This window comes from Streptomyces sp. NPDC087428, from assembly GCF_044744085.1.
GTDB lineage: Bacteria > Actinomycetota > Actinomycetes > Streptomycetales > Streptomycetaceae > Streptomyces.
In genome coordinates, this window is the sequence record NZ_JBIUXR010000001.1 from 661,701 (window position 1) to 681,814 (window position 20,114).

Below are 20,114 nucleotides of genomic sequence, written 5' to 3' on the forward strand. Positions count from 1 at the left end.
CCGGTCAGGGCACGTCGGGTCAGGGCACGTCGGGTCAGGGCTGGATGACGATGCGGATGGGGTTGCCCTCGTGCTCCTCCAGGCGGCGGACACCCTCGTTGATCTCCTCCAGGGGCAGCAGGGCGCTGACCGAGCGGGAGATGTCCAGGCGTCCCGTGGCGACGAGGTCCACGAGCTGCTGGATGTGCTCCTTGCGGTAGCCGAGGTGGCCGATCACGCTGTGGCGCTCGCGGGAGAAGTGCAGCTCGGTGCCGAGGTCGAGGGTGTCGCCCGTCATCCCGACCAGGACGAGCCGGCCACGGGTGGCGAGTGCGCGGTTGGCCTGCTGCACGGAGCCGGTACGGCCCACCGCGTCGATCGCGACGTCCAGTCCCCGGCCGCCGGTCAGTTCCCGGATGCGGGCGTCGACGTCGGGGTCGGCCGGGTCCAGGACGTGGTCGGCGCCGAGGTCGAGGGCCCGTTCGCGGGCGGCGAGGAGCGGGTCGAGCGCGATGATGGGCGCCGCGCCGGAGAGGCGGGCCGCCTGCACGGCGTGGGTGCCGATCCCGCCGAGCCCCCAGACGCCGACCGTCTCTGCGGGCCGCACCACGGCCGTCGAGGTGACGGCCGCGTACGGGGTGGAAACGGCGTCCGCGAGCACGGCGGCCTGCGACAGCGGGATGGAGTCGGGGACCTTGACGAGGGCGGTGACCGGGGCGATCACGTACTCGGCCCAGGCGCCGTCGAAGTCGAAGGCCATGATCCGGACGTTCTCGCAGTCGTCGGGCGAGCCGCCCGCCACACAGGTGGCGCAGACGCCGCAAGCCCGGCCCGCGTGCAGGACGACGCGGTCGCCCTCGGCCCAGCCGGGGGCGGGGGCGCCGAGCGCGGCTATGGTGCCGGACGCCTCGTGGCCGGGGGTGATGGCCGGAAGCTTCGTCTTGAAGACGCCGTGCAGCAGGCTCAGGTCGGAGTGGCAGATACCGCAGGCGGCGACGCGCACCAGGACCTCGCCCGGGGCGGGTACCGGCACGGGGACGTCCCTGACGGTCAGCTCGGCGGTGGCGGGGTCGAAGACCGCGGCACGCATGGTGGTCATGGGAGGCTCCCTTGCTCTGTCCCCGAGGCTCTTGTTATGCAATGCTCAATATCCTATTTACGCCTTTCCGCCCACCATGTCAAAAGCCTCACCCCTCCCCATATACTTCCGCTATGTCCGGTACGCGCAACAGAACCCCGGCCACCCGGCTGCCGCCGGAGGCGCGCCGCGAGCAGTTGATCGGCATCGGCCTGGAGCTGCTCCGCGAGCATTCGCTCGATGAGCTGTCCACCGACGAGGTCGCGCAGCGCGCAGGCATCTCGCGCGGCCTGCTCTTCCACTACTTCGCCAACAAGCAGGACTTCTACCGGGCCGTGGTCCAGGTGGAGTGCGACCGTTTCCTGGCGGCGCTGGCGGTCCCCCGCGACACGGCCCCGACCGCGGAGGGGCCCGGCTTCCGGGAACTGATCGGCGCCTTCGTCGACTACGTCCTGGCCAACCGCGCGCTGTATCTCGCCCTGGTCCGCGGCGCCTCGGGCAGCCACCCGGCCGTGACCGACATCGTGGAGGCCACCCGGACGCGGGCGGCCGAGTGGCTCACGCAGGCCGTACGGCGGGACGGGCGGGCCCCTCTGCCGCACCAGGAGATCCTGTCGCGTGCGTGGATGGCGTTCGCCGAGGAAGCCACGACGTCCTGGCCACCCGGCGGCCCAGAGGCGCAGGCCGAACTCACGGAGTTCCTGGAGACGAGCTTCCAGCGGCTGATCGACCCCTGAGGATCAGCCGCCGCCGCACTCGTCACGCCCGTGTCCGACCCCGCCCACCGCGACCGCGCGCAGCAGCCCGACGCGCAGGGCCAGGAACCCGGTGTGCCCCGTCCGGGCCGCGTGCTCGGCGCACCACAGGTGCCGTACGGCAATGTCCTGCGACGCGGCGGGCTCCGGGCCCTCCCCACACGTGGTGCACTCCGTCTCGTGCACCGCCGGGCTGTCGGACGCGTCCTCGACGAACGTCCAGCCCGGCCGCCTCGGCGGCTCCGGTGCCGATACGGTGACCGGGCGATCGGCGGGCACCCGCAGCGGGCGGCCCCCTCCGGCGAAGGTCAGCACCACGGCCATGCCGCCGGTCGCGTACCGGTCCAGCCGCACGGCACACACCTCACGCCACTCGCCCCGCACGTGTACGAGGTCGCCACGCGCCACCCGTACCGCGCACCGCAGCTGTTCAGTCGCCACCCGGCGCACCCCCGCCCGCCACGGGCAGCCCGCACTCCGCCCAGACGACCTTCCCCGGGCCGTTGCGGTTAGCGCTCCCCCACCGGTCGGCCAGCGCGGCCACCAGGAACAGCCCGCGCCCGCCGTCGGCGTCCAGCGTGGGTTCGCGGCCGGCCGGGCGGACGGACGAGGCGTCGTGCACCTCGATCCGCACCCCGTCCGGCAGCCGGACGAAGCGGGTCTCGATCTCCCGCCCCGGCGAGACCCGGGCGTGCCGCCCGGCGTTGGTGAGCAACTCCGACAGGACGAGCAACGCGGTGTCGGCGACCGAATCCAGCGCCCAGCCGGAGAGCGTCGTACGCAGTTCGGTGCGTGCCCGGCCGACCTGCCGGGGATGACGGCTCCACCGCCGCACCACCTGATCCGGCGTCACCACTTCACCGCCACACCGTGGATGAATGCCGGCCTTGCCTCGACGCCTTGAGCGGCCAGCCACAACACGGTTCGGCGCGCGCGCCGTTGCCGGTTCGCGGCGCGCTCCCAGCGGGCCCAGGCGGCGGGTGAGTACGGGCCGGGCGCGGCGGCCAGCCGCGCGTCCGCCAGGACGATGGCGCCGGACCGAGGTTTGACGGGGAAGGGCGGTGGGAGGGGGCGGAATTGAGGGGACGACTTCATGGACCGCAGCAGCGGACCAAACAGCCAGTCGATAACATGCTTCATGTCGACGCTCCTGTGAGGGCGTGGGCCACGCCCCCGGACCGGTGCAGGTCGCGGGGGTCTTTGCGTGGGCGCTGCGCACAGCGCCGCGCAACCCGAGTGCGATCGATCGATCACGCTGAGCTACGTGACCTAGATTGCCCCCGAACCCATCCCGACTGCAACCCAATCAGAAGGAAAATGTTCCAAGATCTTTTCTGCGCACTAGTCTTTGTTCGTTGCCACGCACGAAAGGGGGCCGCTCGTGGCCGAACCGCGACCACCCGTCCTACGGCGCCGACTGGCCGCCACCCTGATTGAGCTCCGTGAGACCGCCGGGAAGAAGCCGGAGGAGGCTGCCGAGCGCATCGGCTGCCACAGGTCGAAGATCAGTCGGATCGAGAACGCCCGACTCGGCATCTCCCTGGGCGAGCTGCGCGACCTGTTGACGTTCTACGGTGTGGAGGACCCTGACCACGTCGAAGCCATGGTGTCGCTTGCCCGGCGCAGCCGGGAGCCGGCATGGGTACAGCGTGCGGCCCGCGTGCGTCCGTCGTACACCGACTTCATCAGCTACGAGGAGACCGCCGACCGCATCCGCTCCTACCAGGGCAATCTGATCGCCGGGCTTCTCCAAACGCCGGAATACGCCCAGGCCGTCATCGCCGTCTCTCCAACAAAGCTGGACCAGGCAGCGATTGATGCGCTGGTGACAGCACGCATCAATCGGCAGGAGATCCTGAGCCGCGCCCAACCGCCTCGCCTCTGTGTCGTTCAGAGCGAAGCCGCTCTTCGGCTACAGGTGGGAGGCGCTGCGGCCATGCGCAAGCAGCTTGAGCACTTGGCGACGATGACTGAGCATCCCAGCGTGGAGATACGAGTCATTCCTGACCACGCTGGAGCCCACGCAGGTCTGACGGGATCGTTCGTTCTTTTCAGCTTCCCGCACTCATCGATCACTGATGTTGCCTGTCTCGAGCATCGGACGGGGACCTACTACCTGGAGAGCCCCGATGAGGCAGACACCTACGGGCTGATCTTTGACTCTCTCCAGGCCGTTGCGCTGAACCCAAAAGACAGCCTGACCTTGATCACCAAGGTGCGACGAGACATGTAACAACGCTTAAGACGAGAGGCCAACCAATGACCCACTCCCCCGAGATCGGGACCGCACGATGGCGTAAGAGCAGCTACAGCTCCGACGGCGGCGACTGCCTGGAGATCGCGGGCCTCACCACCCGCACCGCCGTCCGCGACAGCAAGAACCCCACCGGCCCCGCCCTCGTCCTGGGCAACCGGGCCTGGGCCGCCTTCGTCGCGGAGGCCAAGCAGCTCCGCTGAGCGCACGCCGGCCGTGACAACCGCGACGGGCGGGCCGGAAGAATCCGGCCCGCCCGTCTTCGTATCCCGGCATCGCTCAGAGGTTGCCGCGCACTCGGCTCCCGGGCCCGTGCTCTGAGTCAAATGCGCGAGTTGCGCAGCGACTGCCACACGGCGCCGGCCAGTGCCCGCGTCGACCGTGGGACCGACAGATGCTCGTGCTCGCGGTACAAGTTCCAGTTGTACGGGACGAGCGACAGCTTGTTGGAGGACAGCGATCCCGCTTGGTGGGCCCTGTACACCGCAAGCGGCTCGGCAAGGCCCCGGGCATCAGCGCCGTCCCGCATGATCGACAGCCACAGGGCGTAGTCCTGGCGCTTGCGCATCTCCGGCATCAGCCTCGTGCCCAGGGCTTTGCGGTCGTACATGGCGGTGAGAGCACCGATGTGGTCCTGGATCAGCATCGCGCGGTAGTCCACGTGCGCCCGCGCACGGACCACCCGCCCGTTCGGAACCCAGTCGGTGCTCCCGCCGTCGTAGTCGGCGTCCATCTTGAAGTACGAGGTGAACGTCAAAGGCGCAGTCGCCTCGGCAGCGAAGGCGAGCTGTTTCTCGGTCTTCTCCGGCAGCCACATGTCGTCGCTGTCGAGGAAGGCGATGTAGTCCCCGCGGGCCCGCTCGATCGCGAGGTTGCGGGCCCGGCCCGCACCACCCCGCTCGGGCGCCGACTCCGGCAGGACACGCTTGTCCTGGGCGGCAATCTGACGGAGCAGGTCCATGGAGCCATCGGAGGACTGGTCGTCGGTGACCAGCAGTTCCAGATCGCTATGGGTCTGTGTGAGCACCGACCGGACCGCTGCGCTCAACGTCGCGGCCGAGTTGTACACGGGCATCACGACAGACACCAGGGGCACAGCACATCTCCTTGCCGGATCAGGAACGACGGTCCATTCAAGCACCGCAGTCGAGCAGGAGCTGACATGAAGGATGCCGTCGCCGGTGAGGCTGTGCAGGCCCCCTTGGCTCGTCGGCCCGTCGAGGATGTCGAGGACGGACTCGTATCCGCCGTGTCGCTGTACGCGTTGGGTGTGACGAGCGGCCGTCGAGCGGGGCATTCTGTGCGGCATGGATTTCCAGCCGATCGAGCGCGCCTCGGGAGCGTTCCAGCAGTCACTGACCGCCCGGGAGATTGGGCAGATCTGTCGCCGCGCCTTCGGGCCTGCGGCCGTGGCTGCCTCGGCAGTCGAGCTGGGCACGGGGATGTACAACAATGTCCTACCGCGTGACGCTGGCCGGACGGGCGGAACCGGTGGTCCTGCGGGTCGCGCCGGAGGAAGGCCGCCAGTTCCGCAGCGAGCGACACCTGATGCGGAACGAGTACGCCGGCCAGCCCTGGCTCGCGGTGATCGCGCCGCTGATGCCGCGGGTGCTCGCCGCGGATTGGTCGCACGAGGTGATCGGCCGGGACTGGATGATCCAGACCTGCCTCGACGGCATCCCGGCGCCGGAGCGTATCCGCGTACGGCGTGGTCGGCGTTCTTCCGGCGCGGGGCGTCGGCCGTAGGGTCGCGCCGTGATTGAGACGATCGTGTTCGACATCGGCGAGACCCTCGTACGAGATGACCGTTACTGGGCCTCCTGGGCCGACTGGCTGGGCGTACCCGGACACACCCTTTCCGCACTCGTCGGCGCGGTTGTCAGCCAGGGCCACGACAACGCCGACGCTCTCCGCCTCCTGAAGCCGGGAATCGACATCGCCGCCGAGTACGCCGCCCGCGAGGCAGCCGGCAAGGGCGAGTTCCTGGACGAGACCGACCTCTACGCAGACGTACGGCCTGGGCTCGCCGCGCTGCGCGAGCTCGGCCTCAGGGTCGTCATCGCGGGCAACCAGACCCTTCGCGCAGGCGAGTTGCTCCAGTCGCTGGAACTGCCCGCGGACCTCATCACAACGTCCGAGCAGTGGGGCTGCGCCAAACCGTCGAAGGAATTCTTCGCCCGCGTCCTCGACGTGTCCGGCGCCCCGGCAGGGGGCACCCTGTACGTCGGCGACCACCCCGCGAACGACGTCTTCCCGGCCAAGGTGGCCGGCCTGCGAACCGCCCACCTGCGGCGTGGCCCCTGGGGGTACTGGTGGGCCGACGACCCTGAGGTGCGCGCGGCGGCAGACTGGTCGATCTCCTCGCTCGCCGACCTCGCCGACCTCGTGACCGAGTGATGCAAACCAACTGCCCCACCTGAGAGTTCAGGGAGGGCAGTCCGTCCGCCAAGCCGGGAATCGACGAGTAAGTTCGCCTTGTGCCGTCCATTTCACCGGCCGCGGTAGGCCGACGCATCGCCTACTACCGCAGGATCGCCCGCCCGAAAATGACGCAGCAGCAACTCGCTGACCGCGCCAACGTCGCCCTCGGCACCATCCGTAAGATCGAGCGAGGAGAACGAGGCGTCACCGACGACACCCTCGACTCCATCGCTGCGGCACTCGGCGTCGACCCGTCGCGCCTCGTCGCGGACCGCGAGCACGTCTCCACCCGCATCCGGGACGCGCTGCCCGCGCTGTCGGCGGCGATCGCGACCTACGACATGCCGGTCGACGGACCGGTTCGCTCCGTGGCGGAGCTGCGCACATCAGTCGCCCGGACGACAGCGTGGCGCCTGTCCGCCCAGTACTTGCAGATCGCCCGCGAAGTACCGGACCTGCTGGCCGAACTCTCCCGCGCCGCCGCCTCCGCACCGCTCCTGGAGGCGCAGGAGGTGGCAGGACTGCTCGTCACCGCGTACCGCTCAGCTGACGCCGTCGCCTACAAGTACCAGGCCCGGGACTTGTCCGCTCGTTTGGTCGAACTCATGCGATGGGCCGCACCTGGCGCTCAGGATCCGCTGCTCGCGGCCGCGGTGGGGTACGTGCGCACCGAGACGTTCTTCGCCGCCCGCGCCCACACGGCCGGGCTTCAAGCCCTGGAGCAGGCCATCGACGCCTGCCCACCGGCCTCGGGACCTCCGGCCATCGCTGCCCGCGGGGCACTGCACATGCGGGCTGCCGTCATCGCCGGCCGCGCCTGCCGGGGAGACACCGCTGACAAACACCTCAAGGAAGCCCGCGCTCTCGGCGACCGCGTACGGGAGGGCGTTTACCAAGGCACGGCGTTCGGGCCGGACAGTGTCCGCATTCACGAGGTGTCCGTCGCCGTCAGCCTCGGCGACGGACACGTTCAGCGAGCCTTCGACGTGGCCCGCGAATGGACGCCGCCCGCGACGCTTCCGGCTGAGCGCCGGTCCGGCTTCTGGATCGAACTCGCCCGCGCACAGTTGTGGGGCGGACGCGGCGACGATGCCTTCGAGTCCCTGAAGGTCGCACGCCGGATCGCCCCGCAGCACACGCGGGAACACCCCTGGGTGCGGGAAGACGCGGCCACCCTGCGGCGCCTGAAGCGCGCGGACTCGGAGACGCTGACGAACTTCGCGGAGTGGTGCCACGCCGACTGATGCGAGGTACCCCTCGTCGGGGTACTTGTGCCGCGTGCAGCAGCCCATGATCTGCCCTGTCAACGAAACGGGCAGATGGGACCAGTCGTGAGCGATTCGGAAGCCAAACCATCCACCGTCATCAACGAGTCGATCAGCCTGGCCCGGTTACACGGCGAGGCGTGTTTCGGCTGCGGGTCCGTGGCTTCGACGTTGTACGCCGCCGGCACGGTGACTCTGGCCGGGAGGGACCGTGTCTGGCCCATCGTCACCTGCGGCTGCCGGCCTGACGTCACCGCTGCAGCCGGTCTGCCCTGGCTCCCGCCGGACGGCACGGTGTGGACGGTCGGAGCCGGAGAGCACTGGGATGCGGTGCGTGTCCCCTACAGCCTCGGCCGGTCGGCCGTGGAGGCCATGAGCGACGGCTGCGGTGCCGTGATCAGTGACTCCTGGTCCCGCATCCTGTACTTCCTCACCACTGTCGGCACGTCGGACGGCTGGTCCGTCCAGGGCACGGTTCCCTGTGGGGTCACGACGTACGTGACCGTGCCGCCCCTGAACGCCAACGACGATGGCCTGCACTGGCTGCGGGAACCGACAGCCGCGCGCGTCGTCACCGATCCTGTGAAACTGCGTACAGCCCTGGTGGCATCGACCGCAGTCATCCTCGGGCCGAGGACGGAGCGGCCCGCATGAGCCCCCGTTCCGTGCTCCGTCTGGCGGACTGGGCGATCACTGTCGACCGCGAGCCCGGTGCGTCGGGCCCGGTGCACGAGACCGAATGCACCACGTGCCACGAATCGTCGGAGCCGTCCGAAAACCGGACCTCGCCGGAGGACTGGGCACTCCGCCACACCGGGCGCAACCCGGACCACCGTGGCTATCGCGCGATCACCACGTCTCTCCTCCGTGTCACTCCCGCCCCCGGCAACCCGCTGCGCGAGGAATGCCGATGACGCAGACTCCGAGTTGCGTCACCTGCGGTACAGATGTGAGTTCAACATCGACCGCAGCGATCATCGCAAGAGAAGCCTCAGCGGCAGCGGAGTACCAGCACCCGACGTAAGTATTCCCCGGCTACCCGCACGCCCCCGCCGCTACAGGGCCGGGGACTTCCCGGTCGCGGAGCCGAGCACACCCACGCGCACACGATCAAACTCCCCGTCTGGCATCGTGACCAGGATCTGAAGCTGGCCGAGCAGTACGTCCGCGCGGCCGGCAAGGTGAGCGACCACCACAAGGAGCTGCTGACGTGACCTCCCCCTTCGCCGACCCCTCGTTCGCCCGTGGCCTGCTCCTCGACGCCCAGGAGGCCGGGGTTGCCCGATTCGTCGTCGCCGCGATCATCGCCGACGGAGAACGCGTCCTCCTGCTCCGGCGGCCTGCCGACGACTTCATGCCGGGTCTCTGGGAGTTGCCCTCGGGGAAGGTCGAGCCCGGCGAGGACTTCGACCAGGCTCTGCTGCGGGAGACCGAGGAGGAGACCGGCCTCACGATCGACCGGATCACCGCCTACCTCGGGCAGTTCGACTACACCTCCAGGAGTGGCGCCCTCACCCGCCAGCTCACGTTCGGGGTCACCGTCGAGAAGACCGCGCCGATCACCCTCACCGAGCACGACGACCACATCTGGGCCGACCGGGCCCAACTCCCCGGGGTCAGCGACGCCGTACGGGAACTGATCACCCACTGAGCACGCGGCACCCCGTCGTCGCCATCTCACGCGCGAACGGGCGCCTCGTATCTAGGGCATGAGAGTGGGGCGGCCTTGCGCAGCAGGGGTGAGTGGCGCTTCCGTTATGAGACCAGACGAAACGGCCTTCATATATTCGCGTTCGAATCGTCGAGACCGGCGGTCATTGCGCCCGTGGCCAGTCATGACCTCATCCACCGGATCGGAGTCAGGCTGGAGCCGCCAGAAAGAGAGCTATCCACCATGCTCGCTCCCGAACTCGCCAGTGCCATCTGGCGCAAGAGCAGCTACAGCGGCGGCGGATCGTCGGGCGGCGACTGCATAGAGGTCGCGGGCCTCACCACCCGCACCGCCGTCCGCGACAGCAAGAACCCCACCGGCCCCGCCCTCATCCTGGCCAACCGGGCCTGGGCCGCCTTCGTCGCGGACGCCAAGCAGCTCCGCTGAGCGCACGCCGGCCGTGACAACCGCGACGGGCGGGCCGGAAGAATCCGGCCCGCCCGTTGTGATTCCCCGTCGTCGTCACCCCTGGCATCGATCAGAGATTGCCACGGCGTTCCTGCTCACGCCTCGGGCGCGTACCGGCAGAGCTGGTTCGGCGCCCAGCGGCGGCTACGGACGATGCTGGGCGCTTGAACCGGAGGTGGCCGGCCTCGGGAAACATCGCAACGGTGAGCGGCGGCTCCGCGCGTCCTCGGAGTGGCCATCCGTCATTCGGGAACGACGCACCAGATGTGCCATTTGGCCGCACCCCAGCCCTGGACGGAAGCGGTTCCCTGAGGGCAGTCCTGGTAGACCCATTCGCCGCCGGGGACGCAGGTGTCGAACCCCGTGCCGTTCGTCTGCTGGGCCCCGGGGAGGGGGCATCCTTCGTCGTCGGCCACGTTGCGCTGCGACGCCGTGGGGACAGGGGTAGCGGCCGTGGCCGTGCCGGTTTGGGTGAACGAGGCGGCGGCGAGCAGGGTCGCGACGGCGAAGGTGCGGAATCGCACGGGTACTCCTTCGGATGGGCGGAACACATGCATGCGGCACACAGCATCCCGGCCGGTACGCGGCGACAGAACCAGTCAGCCTTTCATGGGCGCGGCGCCGACCGTGGAAACGGCAGGGTGGTACTCGGCGCTCAGGGTTCAGCGCCGGCGGACACCCTCGGTCCGTGAATAACGACAGGCAGCCGACGCGCCCAATGAGCTCACGCAATTGACCTGTGACAGCCGACCTTGACCGTTTGCCACTGAACTTTGACGAGTGCTGGGTCCCACCCTCGAAGGTGGACAGGGTTGTCCCATAGCCTGGCGGCGCACGATGACACCGTGCCCGGGGGGGGAATGTATGGACTCGTTGTCCTTGGTCTCGGCGATCGTCGCCGTTTGCGGTGCGGCTGTCGCCGCGCTCTTCAGCTACTGGCAGCAACGCCGCCTGCGGTCATGGGAGCAACGCAACTACATGGACCGGTACGGGGCGTCCCTGGCGTGGGCCACGTTCGATCTGCAGACCAGGCTTTACAACATCCTGCACGGTCACGTCGTCGACCAGGACCCCTCGCGCGGCGTCGGCTTCATGACGTCCTTCCTCACACGGGGCACCGACCGCGAGGCCGAGTTCGTACGACGCAGCACGGTCTTCGTGCTCGCCGAATACCTGGGCTGGGTGGAGATCCTGCGCCGCGACATCCAGTTCCTCGACCTCGGCAGAAGCCGCGTCAACACACAGATCATGCTGCAGATCTCACGGATCGGCGCAAGCCTGGCCAGGATCGACACGGTGAGCAATGAGCTGCGCCTGTTCCGCGTCCAGCAGCGAGCCATCGGCGAACTGATGATCCACCCCGAGGGTGAGCCGGGTCGGCGCCGCTGTCTGGGCTACGCGGAGTTCTGCGCGAAGCTGGAGCACGACAACGGCTTCGCCGAGTGGTTCTCCGTCCTGCTGGCGGACATGGACCGGCTCGCTGCGGACACCGCCCCGGCCGTCACCCGTCTGCAGGATCTGCAGAAGCAGTTGGTCACCCTGATCGATCTGCTGGATCCGAAGAGGGCACGCTTCCCACAGTTCCGGCTCGCCTTCGACCGCGACAGCCACGCTCGCACCCGCCTGACCTGAAAGGTCAAGACCCGATGGTGATTACTGACAGGTCTGACAACAGGCAGGGTCCGATCCGCCGTGCGGAAGGGGCTCTCGGACGCAAGGCGCGGCGCTCGGCCGCCTCACGCACCGTCGGTATCCAGCCGATCCGCGGACCGGAGCGAGTACTCGGGCAGTTTTGAACTGGCCGCCAACACCTCGATGCCGATGAGGCGGCCCTGCTCGTCGAAGTCCAGGTTGATCATGCCGTCGACGTCCACCGGATCGCGGGGATACATGCACGCCGACTTCACTCGGGCCTGCGGTTCAGTGAGGCATACGTACGCCGCGTCCACGCTCTTGTCGTAGGTGATTCTGACGTCTGCCACGGTGAGCGGGCTCCCTCGCTGTCGTTGATGGCGGTGGCGCTGATATGGGGCGTTCTGCAACGGAGTTCGCGCAGGAGCTGCCGGAACAGCAACACGCTCACCTGCTGATCTCGGCCGGTTCATCGATCCGCGTCAGCTTCCGCGGGTTCCGCACCACGTAGATCCGGGTGATCCGCCCGTCCTCCACCACGAGGCTCACCGCGGAGGGTTCGCCGTCGAACTCGATCCGCCCAGCGGGGGCGCCGTTGAGTGACACGGTCGTCGTCCTGAGCACGGCCACCTTCCGGTTCGCGGTCGCGAGCAGCCGTGCCACCGTGTCGGCCCCGTGGATCGGAGCCAGTACGGCCGGTACGATCCCGCCACCGTCGGCGATCATGACCACGTCCGGCGCCATCACCTCCAGCAGGTCCTGCAACTGCCCCGTCCGCAGGGCCAGTAGGAACCGGTCCACCACGGCCTGCTGCTCCGACCGGCTCACCCGCACCCGCGGCCGGCGGGCCGCGACGTGCTCGCGGGCCCGGCGCGCGATCTGCCGCACCGCGGCCGCGGACTTCCCGGTGGCCTCGGCGATCTCGCCGTACGGCAGCTCGAAGACCTCGCGGAGCACGAACACCGCCCGCTCGGTCGGCCCGAGCGTTTCGAGGACGGTCAGCATCGCGATCGAGACGCTCTCCGCGAGTTCGACGTCCTCGGCGACGTCCGGGCTGGTCAGCAGCGGTTCCGGCAGCCACTCGCCCACGTAGTCCTCACGGCTGCGCGACAGGGCTCGCAGACGGTTGAGCGCTTGCCTGGTGACGGTCCGGACGAGGTACGCGCGCGGCTCGCGCACCTGCGACCGGTCGACATCGGCCCACCGCAGCCAGGACTCCTGCAGCACGTCCTCCGCGTCGGCCGCCGACCCGAGCATCTCGTAGGCGACGGTGAACAGGAGGCCGCGATGGGTGACGAACGGATCCTCTGCCGTCATGACGCCGACGCCGCGCCGGAGCCCTGGGTGCGCGCGGCGAGGGGGATCTCGCAGGCGTCGGAGAGGCCCTGCGACGAGATCCCGTTCGCGTTGTTGTTCCTGGTCGCCATGTTCACGAAGGCGATGTACGCGGTGAGTTCGACCATCGCCGCCGCGCCGAGCCGGTCGAGCAGGCCCGCGTGCAGTTCGTCGGTGACGGTCGGGGGCGTGTTCGTCATGGCCTCGGCGTACTCCAGGACGTCCCGCTCCAGCGGCGTGAACACCTCCGACTCCCGCCAGCGCGGCACCTGGCTCGCCTTGGTCAGGTCCAGGTTCTGGTTCTGTGCCTGGAAGTAGCCGACGTCCAGGCACCAGGCGCAGCCGACCTGCGAGGCGACGGCCATGTGCGCGAACGACTTGAGGCTCGCGTCGGCCGCGTTCCACGCGCCCAGCCTGGCCGAGAACTCCAGGTTGGACAGGGCCACCTCGGGGTTGTGCCACACGACTTCGACGGGCTCGGCCACGACGCCGAGCTGCTTGATCATGTTCTCGCTCATCTCGGTGCTGAGCTCGGCCTTCGGAACGCGGGGGGTCATGGTGTTCTCCTCAGTCGATTCGCCTGTCCGGCTGTTCGGCATGAAGACACCGCCGGGCCCGCGGATGTGACAGCCACCATCGCGCGCCCGTTGCCGGCACGCCAGTGCCCGGCATCCCGCGCGGCCGCGACAACCCGCGACGGGCGGGCCGGAAGCTCCGGCCCGCCCGCTTTCGTGCCCCCCGCACCGCTCAGAGGTTGCCGCGGCGCTCCTGCTCGCGCTCGATCGCCTCGAACAGGGCCTTGAAGTTGCCCTTGCCGAAGCCCATCGAGCCATGGCGCTCGATCATCTCGAAGAACACCGTCGGCCGGTCCTGGACCGGCTTGGTGAAGATCTGGAGCAGGTAGCCGTCCTCGTCGCGGTCCACGAGGATCTTCTGCTCGCGCAGCGTCTCCACCGGCACCCGGGTCTCGCCCGCCCACTCGCCCAGCGTGTCGTAGTACGAGTCCGGCGTGTCCAGGAACTGGACGCCGGCCGCGCGCATCGCGCGCACGGAGGCGACGATGTCGTTCGTGGCGAGCGCGATGTGCTGGACGCCGGCGCTGCCGTAGAACTCCAGGTACTCGTCGATCTGGGACTTCTTCTTGGCGACGGCCGGCTCGTTGATCGGGAACTTGACCTTCAGGGTGCCGTCCGCGACCACCTTGGACATGAGCGCGGAGTACTCGGTGGCGATGTCGTCGCCCACGAACTCCTTCATGTTGGTGAAGCCCATGACCTTGTTGTAGAAGCCGACCCACTCGTTCATCCGGCCGAGCTCGACGTTGCCGACGCAGTGGTCGATGGCCTGGAAGGTCCGCTTGGCGGGCGCCTCGACGATCGGCGCGGCCGCGGAGTAGCCGGGGAGGTAGGGGCCGTCGTAGCCGGTGCGCTCGACGAGGGTGTGGCGGGTCTTGCCGTACGTGGCGATGGCGGCCAGGACGACGGTGCCGTGCTCGTCCTTCACCTCGTGGGGCTCGGTGAGGCCGAGGGCGCCGTGCTCGACCGCGTAGGCGTACGCGGCGCGGGCGTCCGGGACCTCGATGGCCAGGTCGATGACGCCGTCGCCGTGCTCGGCGACGTGGTCGGCGAGGAAGCGGCCGTGGTCCGTGGCCGCCTTGATGACGGAGGTGAGGACGAAGCGGGCGGAACCGTTGGTCAGGACGTAACTGGCCGTCTCGCGGCTGCCGTTCTCCGGCCCGGAGTAGGCGACCAGCTTCATGCCGAAGGCGGTCGAGTAGTAGTGCGCGGCCTGCTTGGCGTTGCCGACGGCGAAGACGACGGCGTCCATTCCCTTGACCGGGAAGGGGTCGGCCTGCCGTGCACTGTCGGGGATGCTGTGCGTCGTCTCAGTCATGTCCGTAGGCTCTCGCCGCTTTGCAAGGTGCGCAACAGTTCGCGAAATCGCTGGGCAGTCTGTGCAGTGCATGCTCATGATGGGCGGGCTATCTGTACATGCTGACCATGACAGGGACTACCCGGAGGCGGACCGTGGCGATCGATCATCTGGACGGGCGGCTCATCGTGCTGCTGGCGCGTGAGCCCAGGATCGGTGTACTGGAGGCCTCGCGCCGGCTCGGCGTGGCGCGCGGGACCGTGCAGGCGAGGCTGGACCGCCTTCAGTCGAATGGCGTCATTCGCGGATTCGGCCCGGACGTGGACCCGGCGGCCCTCGGCTACCCGGTCACCGCTTTCGCGACGCTGGAGATCAAACAGGGCCAAGGGGCCGACGTACGGGCGCACTTGGGTGGCGTACCGGAAGTGCTTGAACTGCACACCACTACCGGGCAGGGCGATATGTTCTGCCGGCTCGTGGCCCGTTCCAACGCGGATCTCCAACGGGTGATCGACCTGGTTGTCGGATTTGATGGCATTGTCCGGGCCTCCACGGCCATCGTCATGGAGAACCCCGTACCCCTGCGCATCATCCCGCTCGTCGAGCAGGCGGCGCGGGACACCGACTGAGCCGAGGAGTGCCGAGTTGAGCTTCTGGGAGTATCTGGGCAATCGGCACCAGCAGCTGCTCACCGACGCGTTCCAGCACGTCAGCGCCGTGTTCCAGTGCATGGTCATCGCGACCGTGCTGGGCGTCCTGATCGGCGTCGTCAGCTATCGCAGCGGCTGGGGCGGCTCACTGGCGATCACCTCGACGGCGGCGGTCCTGACCATTCCGTCCCTCGCCGCGATCGGTCTGCTGATCCCGCTGGTCGGACTCGGTGTGGCGCCGACCGTGATCACTCTGACGCTGTACGGGCTGCTGCCCATCGTCCGTAACTCCATCGTCGGTCTGCGCGGCGTCGATCCGGCGCTCGTGGACGCGGCGAAGGGCATCGGCATGTCGCGGACGGCCCGGCTCTGCAAGGTGGAACTGCCGCTCGCCTGGCCGCCCATCCTCACCGGCATCCGGGTCTCCACCCAGATGCTGATGGGCATCGCCGCCATCGCCGCGTACGCCTCCGGGCCGGGGCTCGGCAACGAGATCTTCCGCGGTATCGCCTCGCTGGGCAGTGCCAACGCGATCAATCAGGTGCTCGCGGGCACGCTCGGCATCGTCGTACTCGCCCTGCTCTTCGACGCCGCGTACGTCCTGCTGGGGCGGCTCACCATCCCGAGGGGGATCCGTGTCTGAGACCGCGGCGGAAGCCGGACAGAGACCCGCCGTGAACGCCACCTCCGGTGCCACCATCCAGCTGGAGAACCTGACCAAGCTCTACCCGGGCAATCCGAACCCGGCCGTGGACAACGTCTCGATGGACATCAAGGCAGGCGAGACCGTGATCCTCGTCGGCCCGTCCGGCTGCGGGAAGTCGACCACCCTGAAGATGATCAACCGGCTGATCGAGCCGACGTCCGGCCGCATCAGGATCGGCGACGAGGACGTCACCGACATGGACCCGGTGAAGCTGCGCCGGAAGATCGGGTACGCGATCCAGTCGTCCGGGCTTTTCCCGCACATGACGGTCGCGGAGAACATCGCCCTGGTCCCGAAGATGATCGGCTGGTCGAAGACGAAGGTGAAGGACCGGGTCGAGGAGATGCTCGACCTGGTCGGACTCGACCCGCGCGAGTACCACGGCCGCTATCCGCGCGGCCTCTCCGGCGGCCAGCAGCAGCGGGTGGGCGTGGCGCGGGCGCTGGCCGCCGATCCGCCGGTGCTGCTGATGGACGAGCCGTTCGGCGCGGTCGACCCGATCACCCGCGACCACCTCCAGGACGAACTGATCCGGCTCCAGCACGAACTGCACAAGACGATCGTCTTCGTCACCCACGACTTCGACGAGGCCATCAAGCTGGGCGACCGGATCGCCGTGCTGCGCGAGCGCTCGCACATCGCGCAGTTCGACACCCCGGAGGCCATCCTGACCAACCCGACGGACGACTTCGTCTCGGGCTTCGTCGGGGCCGGTGCGGCGCTGAAGCGGCTCAACCTCACCCGGGTGCGGGACGTGGAGATCGCCGAGTTCCCGACGGTGACGGTCGACGACCCGCTCCAGTCGATCTTCAACAAGCTGGGCAGCGGCCCGCACAACGAGCTGCTGATGCTGGACCGCCGCAACCGCCCCTACAAGTGGCTGCGGCGCGGTGACCTGATGCGGGCCCGCGGCTCGCTGGCGCGGGCCGGGCAGCTGGTGCACGACACGGTGACCAGGGACGCGACGCTGCACGACGCCCTGGAGGCGGTGCTGATCGACAGCGGCGGGCGGGTCGCGGTGACCGGGCGGCGCGGCGAGTTCATCGGGGTCGTCGACATGCACACCCTGATGAACTCCGTGCACGAACTGCTGGAGGCCGACCGGCTCACCGCCATCGAGCACGAGCACGAACTCCACGAGCTGCGCGCCCATCAGACCGTGCAGGAGCTGGAGGGCGGTGCGGACGGATGACCCCCAGCTCTCCGTCCGGCTCCCGTCGCACCGGCCCCGGCCCCGCGTCCGACCAGGACCGCCCGCCGGGCGAGCACGACGTCAAGGGCCACGCCTTCCGTGACGAGGAGGAGGAGCCGTCGCCTCCCCCGGCCCGGCCGGCCCGCCGGATCACCTGGCGCAAGCTGGTGGTGACGCCGGCGGTACTCGCGGTGGTCCTGGTCCTCACGTACGTGTGGATCAACACCATCCACCTCGACGCGATCGCGCGGAACTCGCTCGCGGGCGACACGGTCCAGCTGCGCTGGTGGCAGCACGTCAGGCTGACCGCCATCTCCACCTTCTGGGTGCTGATCATCGCCATTCCGCTGGGCATCGCGCTGACCCGGCGGGGGCTGAGCAAGGGCGCCCCGGTCGTCACGGCCGTCGCCAACATCGGGCAGGCGACCCCGGCGATCGGTCTGCTGGCGCTGCTGGTGATCTGGCTGGGCATCGGCCCGTCGACCGCGATCACGGGCATGGTGATCTACGCGGTGCTGCCGGTGCTCTCCAACACGGTCGCGGGCCTGAAGGCGATCGAGCCGACCCTGGTGGAGGCCTCGCGCGGGATCGGGATGTCGGCGACGGGGACGCTCACCAAGGTCGAACTGCCGCTCGCGGTGCCGCTGATCCTGGCCGGGGTGCGGACCGCGCTGGTGCTCAACGTGGGCACGGCGACCCTGGCCACGTTCGGGGGCGGCGGCGGGCTCGGGGACCTGATCACCTCGGGCATCCAGACCCAGCGGATGCCGGTGCTGGTGCTCGGCTCCGTACTGACGGTGGTGCTGGCGCTGCTGGTGGACTGGCTGGCCTCGCTGGTCGAGGTGGCGCTGACGCCGCGCGGACTGGAGGCGGGGTGATGGGCCGGGTGGGGCAGCGTACGAGGCGCGGGGTACGGACCGCGGTGCGGACCGGCGGGCTGCGGACCGGGCTGGTGGGCGCGGTGGCGCTGGCACTGGTGCTCTCCGGGTGCGGCCTGAAGAGCGGGTCGCCGATGGTCGACGACGTGACGCCGGGGTCCGTGGGGAAGGGGGAGCCGCTGAAGGGTGCCTCGCTGACCGTCACCTCGAAGAACTTCAGCGAGAACATCATCCTGGGCCAGATGATCGGTCTGATCTTCAAGGCCGCCGGGGCGGAGGTGCTCGACCGGACGAACCTGCCCGGGTCGATCAGCGCCCGCGAGGCGATCATCCAGGGCGACGCCGATGCGATGTACGAGTACACGGGCACCGCCTGGATCACCTATCTGGGGCATTCGAAGCCGATCACCAACCCGCTGAAGCAGTGGGAGGCGGTGCGCGACGCGGACCGGAAGAACGGGGTGACCTGGCTGCCGCAGTCCACCCTCAACAACACGTACGCGCTCGCCATCAGCAAGAAGAACAACGCGAAGTACCACCTGAAGACGCTCTCCGACGTCGCCGCGCTGTCGAAGAAGGACCCCTCGGCGGTGACGATCTGTGTGGAGAACGAGTTCGCCTCGCGCAACGACGGGCTGCCGGGCATGGAGAAGGCGTACGGGATGACGGTCCCGGCGGGCAACATCAAGAAGATGGACGCCGGGATCGTCTACACCCAGGTGTCCAAGTCCAACTCCTGCCTGCTGGGCGAGGTGTTCACCACCGACGGCCGGATCAAGGCGATGAAGCTCGACGTGCTGGAGGACAACAAGCACTTCTTCCCCAACTACAACGCGGCGCCCGTCATCCACACCCCGACCTTCGACAAGTACCCGGTGATCGCAGCCCTGTTGGACCCCCTCAGCGCCCGGCTGACCACGGAGGTCGCGCAGACGCTGAACGCCAAGGTGGACGTCGACGGGGACGACCCGCACGAGGTGGCGAAGGACTGGCTGGTGGCTGAGGGATTCATCAAGGTGGAGTGAGGGGCGGCGGAGCCCGGCCGGAGTTCCAAAGAAAATGATGCAAAGAACGTGTTGCAAAGAGTTCTTTGTAAGTCTATGGTTCTGGCATGGCAGAGAACGAGGCCGGCCCGGACGACAGCCCGGACAGCACGCCGGCAGACGCCCCGAACATCCACATGGTGAACGCCCGCACCCTGCGCGGACTGGCCCACCCACTGCGGCTGCGGCTGATGAACACCCTCCGGGAGTTCGGGCCGGCCACCGCGTCCGGTCTCGCGGACCGGCTCGGCGAGTCGAGCGGCGCCACCAGCTACCACCTGCGACAGCTCGCCTCGTACGGCTTCGTGGAGGACGACCCGGAGCGCGGCAAGGGCCGCGAGCGGTGGTGGAAGGCGGTCCACCTGGGCACGGCCTTCGACAGCACCGCGGACTTCCTCCGCGACCCGGACCCGGAGGTCCGCGGCGCCATGGGGGTCGTACTGCACGAGATCGCCACTCTGCACACCCAGGAGCTGAACACCTGGCTCGGCACCATGCACGACTGGCCCGAGGCGTGGGTCCGCTCCTCCGACCTCAGCGACTTCAAGGTGCGCCTCACGCCCGAACTCTCCCTGGAACTGTCGGAGAAGGTCCACGACCTCATCGAGAGCTACCGGGGCCGGATCCCGGAGGGCACCGAGGGCTCCGCCCTGGTCCGCACCCACCTCCACGTCTTCCCCCGCCCCACCGACCGCCCCACCGACTGAAGGGACCACCACGCCATGCTTCCCGAGACGCACCTTCAGCTCCACGACCTCCGCTCCGCCGAACTGCGGCGCCACGCGGACGAGTTCCGCCTCGCCCACCCCCGCACCGCCACCCGCGCCCCGCGCACGGGCATCCGGACCCGGCTGGGCTGGACCATGGTCGAGCTGGGCCTGCGGGTACTACCGGACCGGTCCGCCGTACCGTCCGGCGCCCCTCGACCGGCCTAG

At 69.0% G+C, this 20,114-nt stretch carries 28 protein-coding genes; 18 read left to right on the forward strand and 10 right to left on the reverse strand.

Translation table 11 applies throughout. The features are described from left to right. Positions 1–34: 34 nt before the first annotated feature. A complete protein-coding gene (locus ACIO3R_RS03020; RefSeq protein WP_402102692.1) occupies positions 35–1,078 on the reverse strand; it encodes a zinc-binding dehydrogenase in 1,044 nt (347 codons plus the stop codon). A 113-nt stretch (positions 1,079–1,191) separates the two neighbouring features. Between ACIO3R_RS03020 and ACIO3R_RS03025 the strand changes: the two genes are divergently transcribed. Then, positions 1,192–1,794, forward strand: a complete 603-nt coding sequence (locus ACIO3R_RS03025; protein ID WP_402102694.1) for a TetR/AcrR family transcriptional regulator — start codon at positions 1,192–1,194, stop codon at positions 1,792–1,794. 3 nt (positions 1,795–1,797) lie between these two features. On the opposite strand, the gene ACIO3R_RS03030 is transcribed toward ACIO3R_RS03025, so the two are convergent. The 3 genes from ACIO3R_RS03030 to ACIO3R_RS03040 are packed head-to-tail and all read right to left on the reverse strand — an operon-like array spanning position 1,798 to position 2,952. Next, the gene (locus ACIO3R_RS03030) at positions 1,798–2,253 is read right to left on the reverse strand and encodes a hypothetical protein (protein WP_402102697.1); all 456 of its coding nucleotides are present in this window, start codon (positions 2,251–2,253) and stop codon (positions 1,798–1,800) included. After that, positions 2,243–2,665 carry an ATP-binding protein gene (locus ACIO3R_RS03035; protein ID WP_402102700.1) on the reverse strand — a complete coding sequence of 141 codons (423 nt, stop codon included), beginning with the start codon at positions 2,663–2,665 and terminating at the stop codon, positions 2,243–2,245. Before ACIO3R_RS03035 ends, ACIO3R_RS03030 begins: the two co-directional genes overlap by 11 nt. Then, positions 2,662–2,952 carry a hypothetical protein gene (locus ACIO3R_RS03040; protein WP_385036373.1) on the reverse strand — a complete coding sequence of 97 codons (291 nt, stop codon included), beginning with the start codon at positions 2,950–2,952 and terminating at the stop codon, positions 2,662–2,664. The genes ACIO3R_RS03035 and ACIO3R_RS03040 overlap by 4 nt, the downstream gene beginning before the upstream one ends. Positions 2,953–3,193: 241 nt before the next feature. Here ACIO3R_RS03040 and ACIO3R_RS03045 point away from each other — a divergent pair, with 241 nt between their 5' ends. Together ACIO3R_RS03045 and ACIO3R_RS03050 are read left to right on the forward strand one after the other, a co-directional pair. Beyond that, positions 3,194–4,045, forward strand: a complete 852-nt coding sequence (locus tag ACIO3R_RS03045; protein WP_385349359.1) for a helix-turn-helix domain-containing protein — start codon at positions 3,194–3,196, stop codon at positions 4,043–4,045. 26 nt (positions 4,046–4,071) lie between these two features. Further along, on the forward strand, positions 4,072–4,269 hold the full coding sequence (locus ACIO3R_RS03050; RefSeq protein WP_402102705.1) for a DUF397 domain-containing protein: 198 nt from the start codon (positions 4,072–4,074) through the stop codon (positions 4,267–4,269). A 119-nt stretch (positions 4,270–4,388) separates the two neighbouring features. Here ACIO3R_RS03050 and ACIO3R_RS03055 read toward each other — a convergent pair whose 3' ends face one another. Then, positions 4,389–5,162, reverse strand: coding sequence for a glycosyltransferase family 2 protein (locus ACIO3R_RS03055; RefSeq protein ID WP_402102708.1), 774 nt, complete (start codon positions 5,160–5,162; stop codon positions 4,389–4,391). Between the two features lie 356 nt (positions 5,163–5,518). On the opposite strand from ACIO3R_RS03055, the gene ACIO3R_RS03060 reads away from it, so the two are divergent. The 7 genes from ACIO3R_RS03060 (at position 5,519) to ACIO3R_RS03090 (ending at position 9,850) form a co-directional block, all read left to right on the forward strand. Beyond that, entirely contained in the window at positions 5,519–5,812 is a 294-nt protein-coding gene (locus ACIO3R_RS03060) for a hypothetical protein (RefSeq protein ID WP_402102711.1), read from the forward strand. A 12-nt stretch (positions 5,813–5,824) separates the two neighbouring features. Next, positions 5,825–6,463 (forward strand): HAD family hydrolase, encoded by a 639-nt coding sequence (locus ACIO3R_RS03065; protein WP_402102971.1) that lies wholly within the window; start codon positions 5,825–5,827, stop codon positions 6,461–6,463. Between the two features lie 80 nt (positions 6,464–6,543). Continuing rightward, entirely contained in the window at positions 6,544–7,731 is a 1,188-nt protein-coding gene (locus ACIO3R_RS03070; RefSeq protein ID WP_385034959.1) for a helix-turn-helix domain-containing protein, read from the forward strand. Positions 7,732–7,818: 87 nt separating this feature from the next. Beyond that, positions 7,819–8,406 carry a hypothetical protein gene (locus ACIO3R_RS03075; RefSeq protein WP_402102715.1) on the forward strand — a complete coding sequence of 196 codons (588 nt, stop codon included), beginning with the start codon at positions 7,819–7,821 and terminating at the stop codon, positions 8,404–8,406. Next, positions 8,403–8,666, forward strand: a complete 264-nt coding sequence (locus ACIO3R_RS03080) for a hypothetical protein (RefSeq protein ID WP_402102718.1) — start codon at positions 8,403–8,405, stop codon at positions 8,664–8,666. Before ACIO3R_RS03075 ends, ACIO3R_RS03080 begins: the two co-directional genes overlap by 4 nt. A gap of 296 nt (positions 8,667–8,962) precedes the next feature. Further along, the gene (locus tag ACIO3R_RS03085; protein ID WP_402102721.1) at positions 8,963–9,403 is read left to right on the forward strand and encodes an NUDIX domain-containing protein; all 441 of its coding nucleotides are present in this window, start codon (positions 8,963–8,965) and stop codon (positions 9,401–9,403) included. 243 nt (positions 9,404–9,646) lie between these two features. Then, positions 9,647–9,850 carry a DUF397 domain-containing protein gene (locus ACIO3R_RS03090; RefSeq protein ID WP_402102724.1) on the forward strand — a complete coding sequence of 68 codons (204 nt, stop codon included), beginning with the start codon at positions 9,647–9,649 and terminating at the stop codon, positions 9,848–9,850. Positions 9,851–10,113: 263 nt separating this feature from the next. On the opposite strand, the gene ACIO3R_RS03095 is transcribed toward ACIO3R_RS03090, so the two are convergent. Then, complete coding sequence (locus tag ACIO3R_RS03095) at positions 10,114–10,395, reverse strand: hypothetical protein (RefSeq protein ID WP_402102726.1); 282 nt, start codon at positions 10,393–10,395, stop codon at positions 10,114–10,116. 340 nt (positions 10,396–10,735) lie between these two features. Here ACIO3R_RS03095 and ACIO3R_RS03100 point away from each other — a divergent pair, with 340 nt between their 5' ends. After that, on the forward strand, positions 10,736–11,503 hold the full coding sequence (locus ACIO3R_RS03100) for a hypothetical protein (protein ID WP_385034971.1): 768 nt from the start codon (positions 10,736–10,738) through the stop codon (positions 11,501–11,503). A 104-nt stretch (positions 11,504–11,607) separates the two neighbouring features. Here ACIO3R_RS03100 and ACIO3R_RS03105 read toward each other — a convergent pair whose 3' ends face one another. From ACIO3R_RS03105 to hppD, 4 genes are all read right to left on the reverse strand, one after another. Next, complete coding sequence (locus tag ACIO3R_RS03105) at positions 11,608–11,853, reverse strand: DUF2283 domain-containing protein (RefSeq protein WP_402102730.1); 246 nt, start codon at positions 11,851–11,853, stop codon at positions 11,608–11,610. 97 nt (positions 11,854–11,950) lie between these two features. Next, complete coding sequence (locus tag ACIO3R_RS03110; RefSeq protein ID WP_402102733.1) at positions 11,951–12,820, reverse strand: RNA polymerase sigma-70 factor; 870 nt, start codon at positions 12,818–12,820, stop codon at positions 11,951–11,953. Further along, positions 12,817–13,395, reverse strand: a complete 579-nt coding sequence (locus ACIO3R_RS03115) for a carboxymuconolactone decarboxylase family protein (protein ID WP_402102736.1) — start codon at positions 13,393–13,395, stop codon at positions 12,817–12,819. The genes ACIO3R_RS03110 and ACIO3R_RS03115 overlap by 4 nt, the downstream gene beginning before the upstream one ends. A gap of 190 nt (positions 13,396–13,585) precedes the next feature. Beyond that, complete coding sequence (gene hppD, locus ACIO3R_RS03120) at positions 13,586–14,731, reverse strand: 4-hydroxyphenylpyruvate dioxygenase (protein ID WP_402102739.1); 1,146 nt, start codon at positions 14,729–14,731, stop codon at positions 13,586–13,588. A 134-nt stretch (positions 14,732–14,865) separates the two neighbouring features. Between hppD and ACIO3R_RS03125 the strand changes: the two genes are divergently transcribed. The 7 genes from ACIO3R_RS03125 (at position 14,866) to ACIO3R_RS03155 (ending at position 20,114) form a co-directional block, all read left to right on the forward strand. Beyond that, a complete protein-coding gene (locus tag ACIO3R_RS03125; RefSeq protein WP_362966574.1) occupies positions 14,866–15,339 on the forward strand; it encodes an Lrp/AsnC family transcriptional regulator in 474 nt (157 codons plus the stop codon). 16 nt (positions 15,340–15,355) lie between these two features. Beyond that, the gene (locus ACIO3R_RS03130; RefSeq protein ID WP_385040815.1) at positions 15,356–16,003 is read left to right on the forward strand and encodes an ABC transporter permease; all 648 of its coding nucleotides are present in this window, start codon (positions 15,356–15,358) and stop codon (positions 16,001–16,003) included. Continuing rightward, entirely contained in the window at positions 15,996–17,258 is a 1,263-nt protein-coding gene (locus tag ACIO3R_RS03135; RefSeq protein WP_385040812.1) for an ABC transporter ATP-binding protein, read from the forward strand. Before ACIO3R_RS03130 ends, ACIO3R_RS03135 begins: the two co-directional genes overlap by 8 nt. Further along, the gene (locus tag ACIO3R_RS03140; RefSeq protein WP_385040809.1) at positions 17,255–18,136 is read left to right on the forward strand and encodes an ABC transporter permease; all 882 of its coding nucleotides are present in this window, start codon (positions 17,255–17,257) and stop codon (positions 18,134–18,136) included. The genes ACIO3R_RS03135 and ACIO3R_RS03140 overlap by 4 nt, the downstream gene beginning before the upstream one ends. Before the next feature lie 59 nt (positions 18,137–18,195). Then, positions 18,196–19,161 carry a glycine betaine ABC transporter substrate-binding protein gene (locus ACIO3R_RS03145; RefSeq protein WP_385040821.1) on the forward strand — a complete coding sequence of 322 codons (966 nt, stop codon included), beginning with the start codon at positions 18,196–18,198 and terminating at the stop codon, positions 19,159–19,161. An 86-nt stretch (positions 19,162–19,247) separates the two neighbouring features. Then, the gene (locus ACIO3R_RS03150) at positions 19,248–19,886 is read left to right on the forward strand and encodes an ArsR/SmtB family transcription factor (RefSeq protein ID WP_402102745.1); all 639 of its coding nucleotides are present in this window, start codon (positions 19,248–19,250) and stop codon (positions 19,884–19,886) included. A gap of 15 nt (positions 19,887–19,901) precedes the next feature. After that, a complete protein-coding gene (locus tag ACIO3R_RS03155) occupies positions 19,902–20,114 on the forward strand; it encodes a hypothetical protein (RefSeq protein WP_385040803.1) in 213 nt (70 codons plus the stop codon).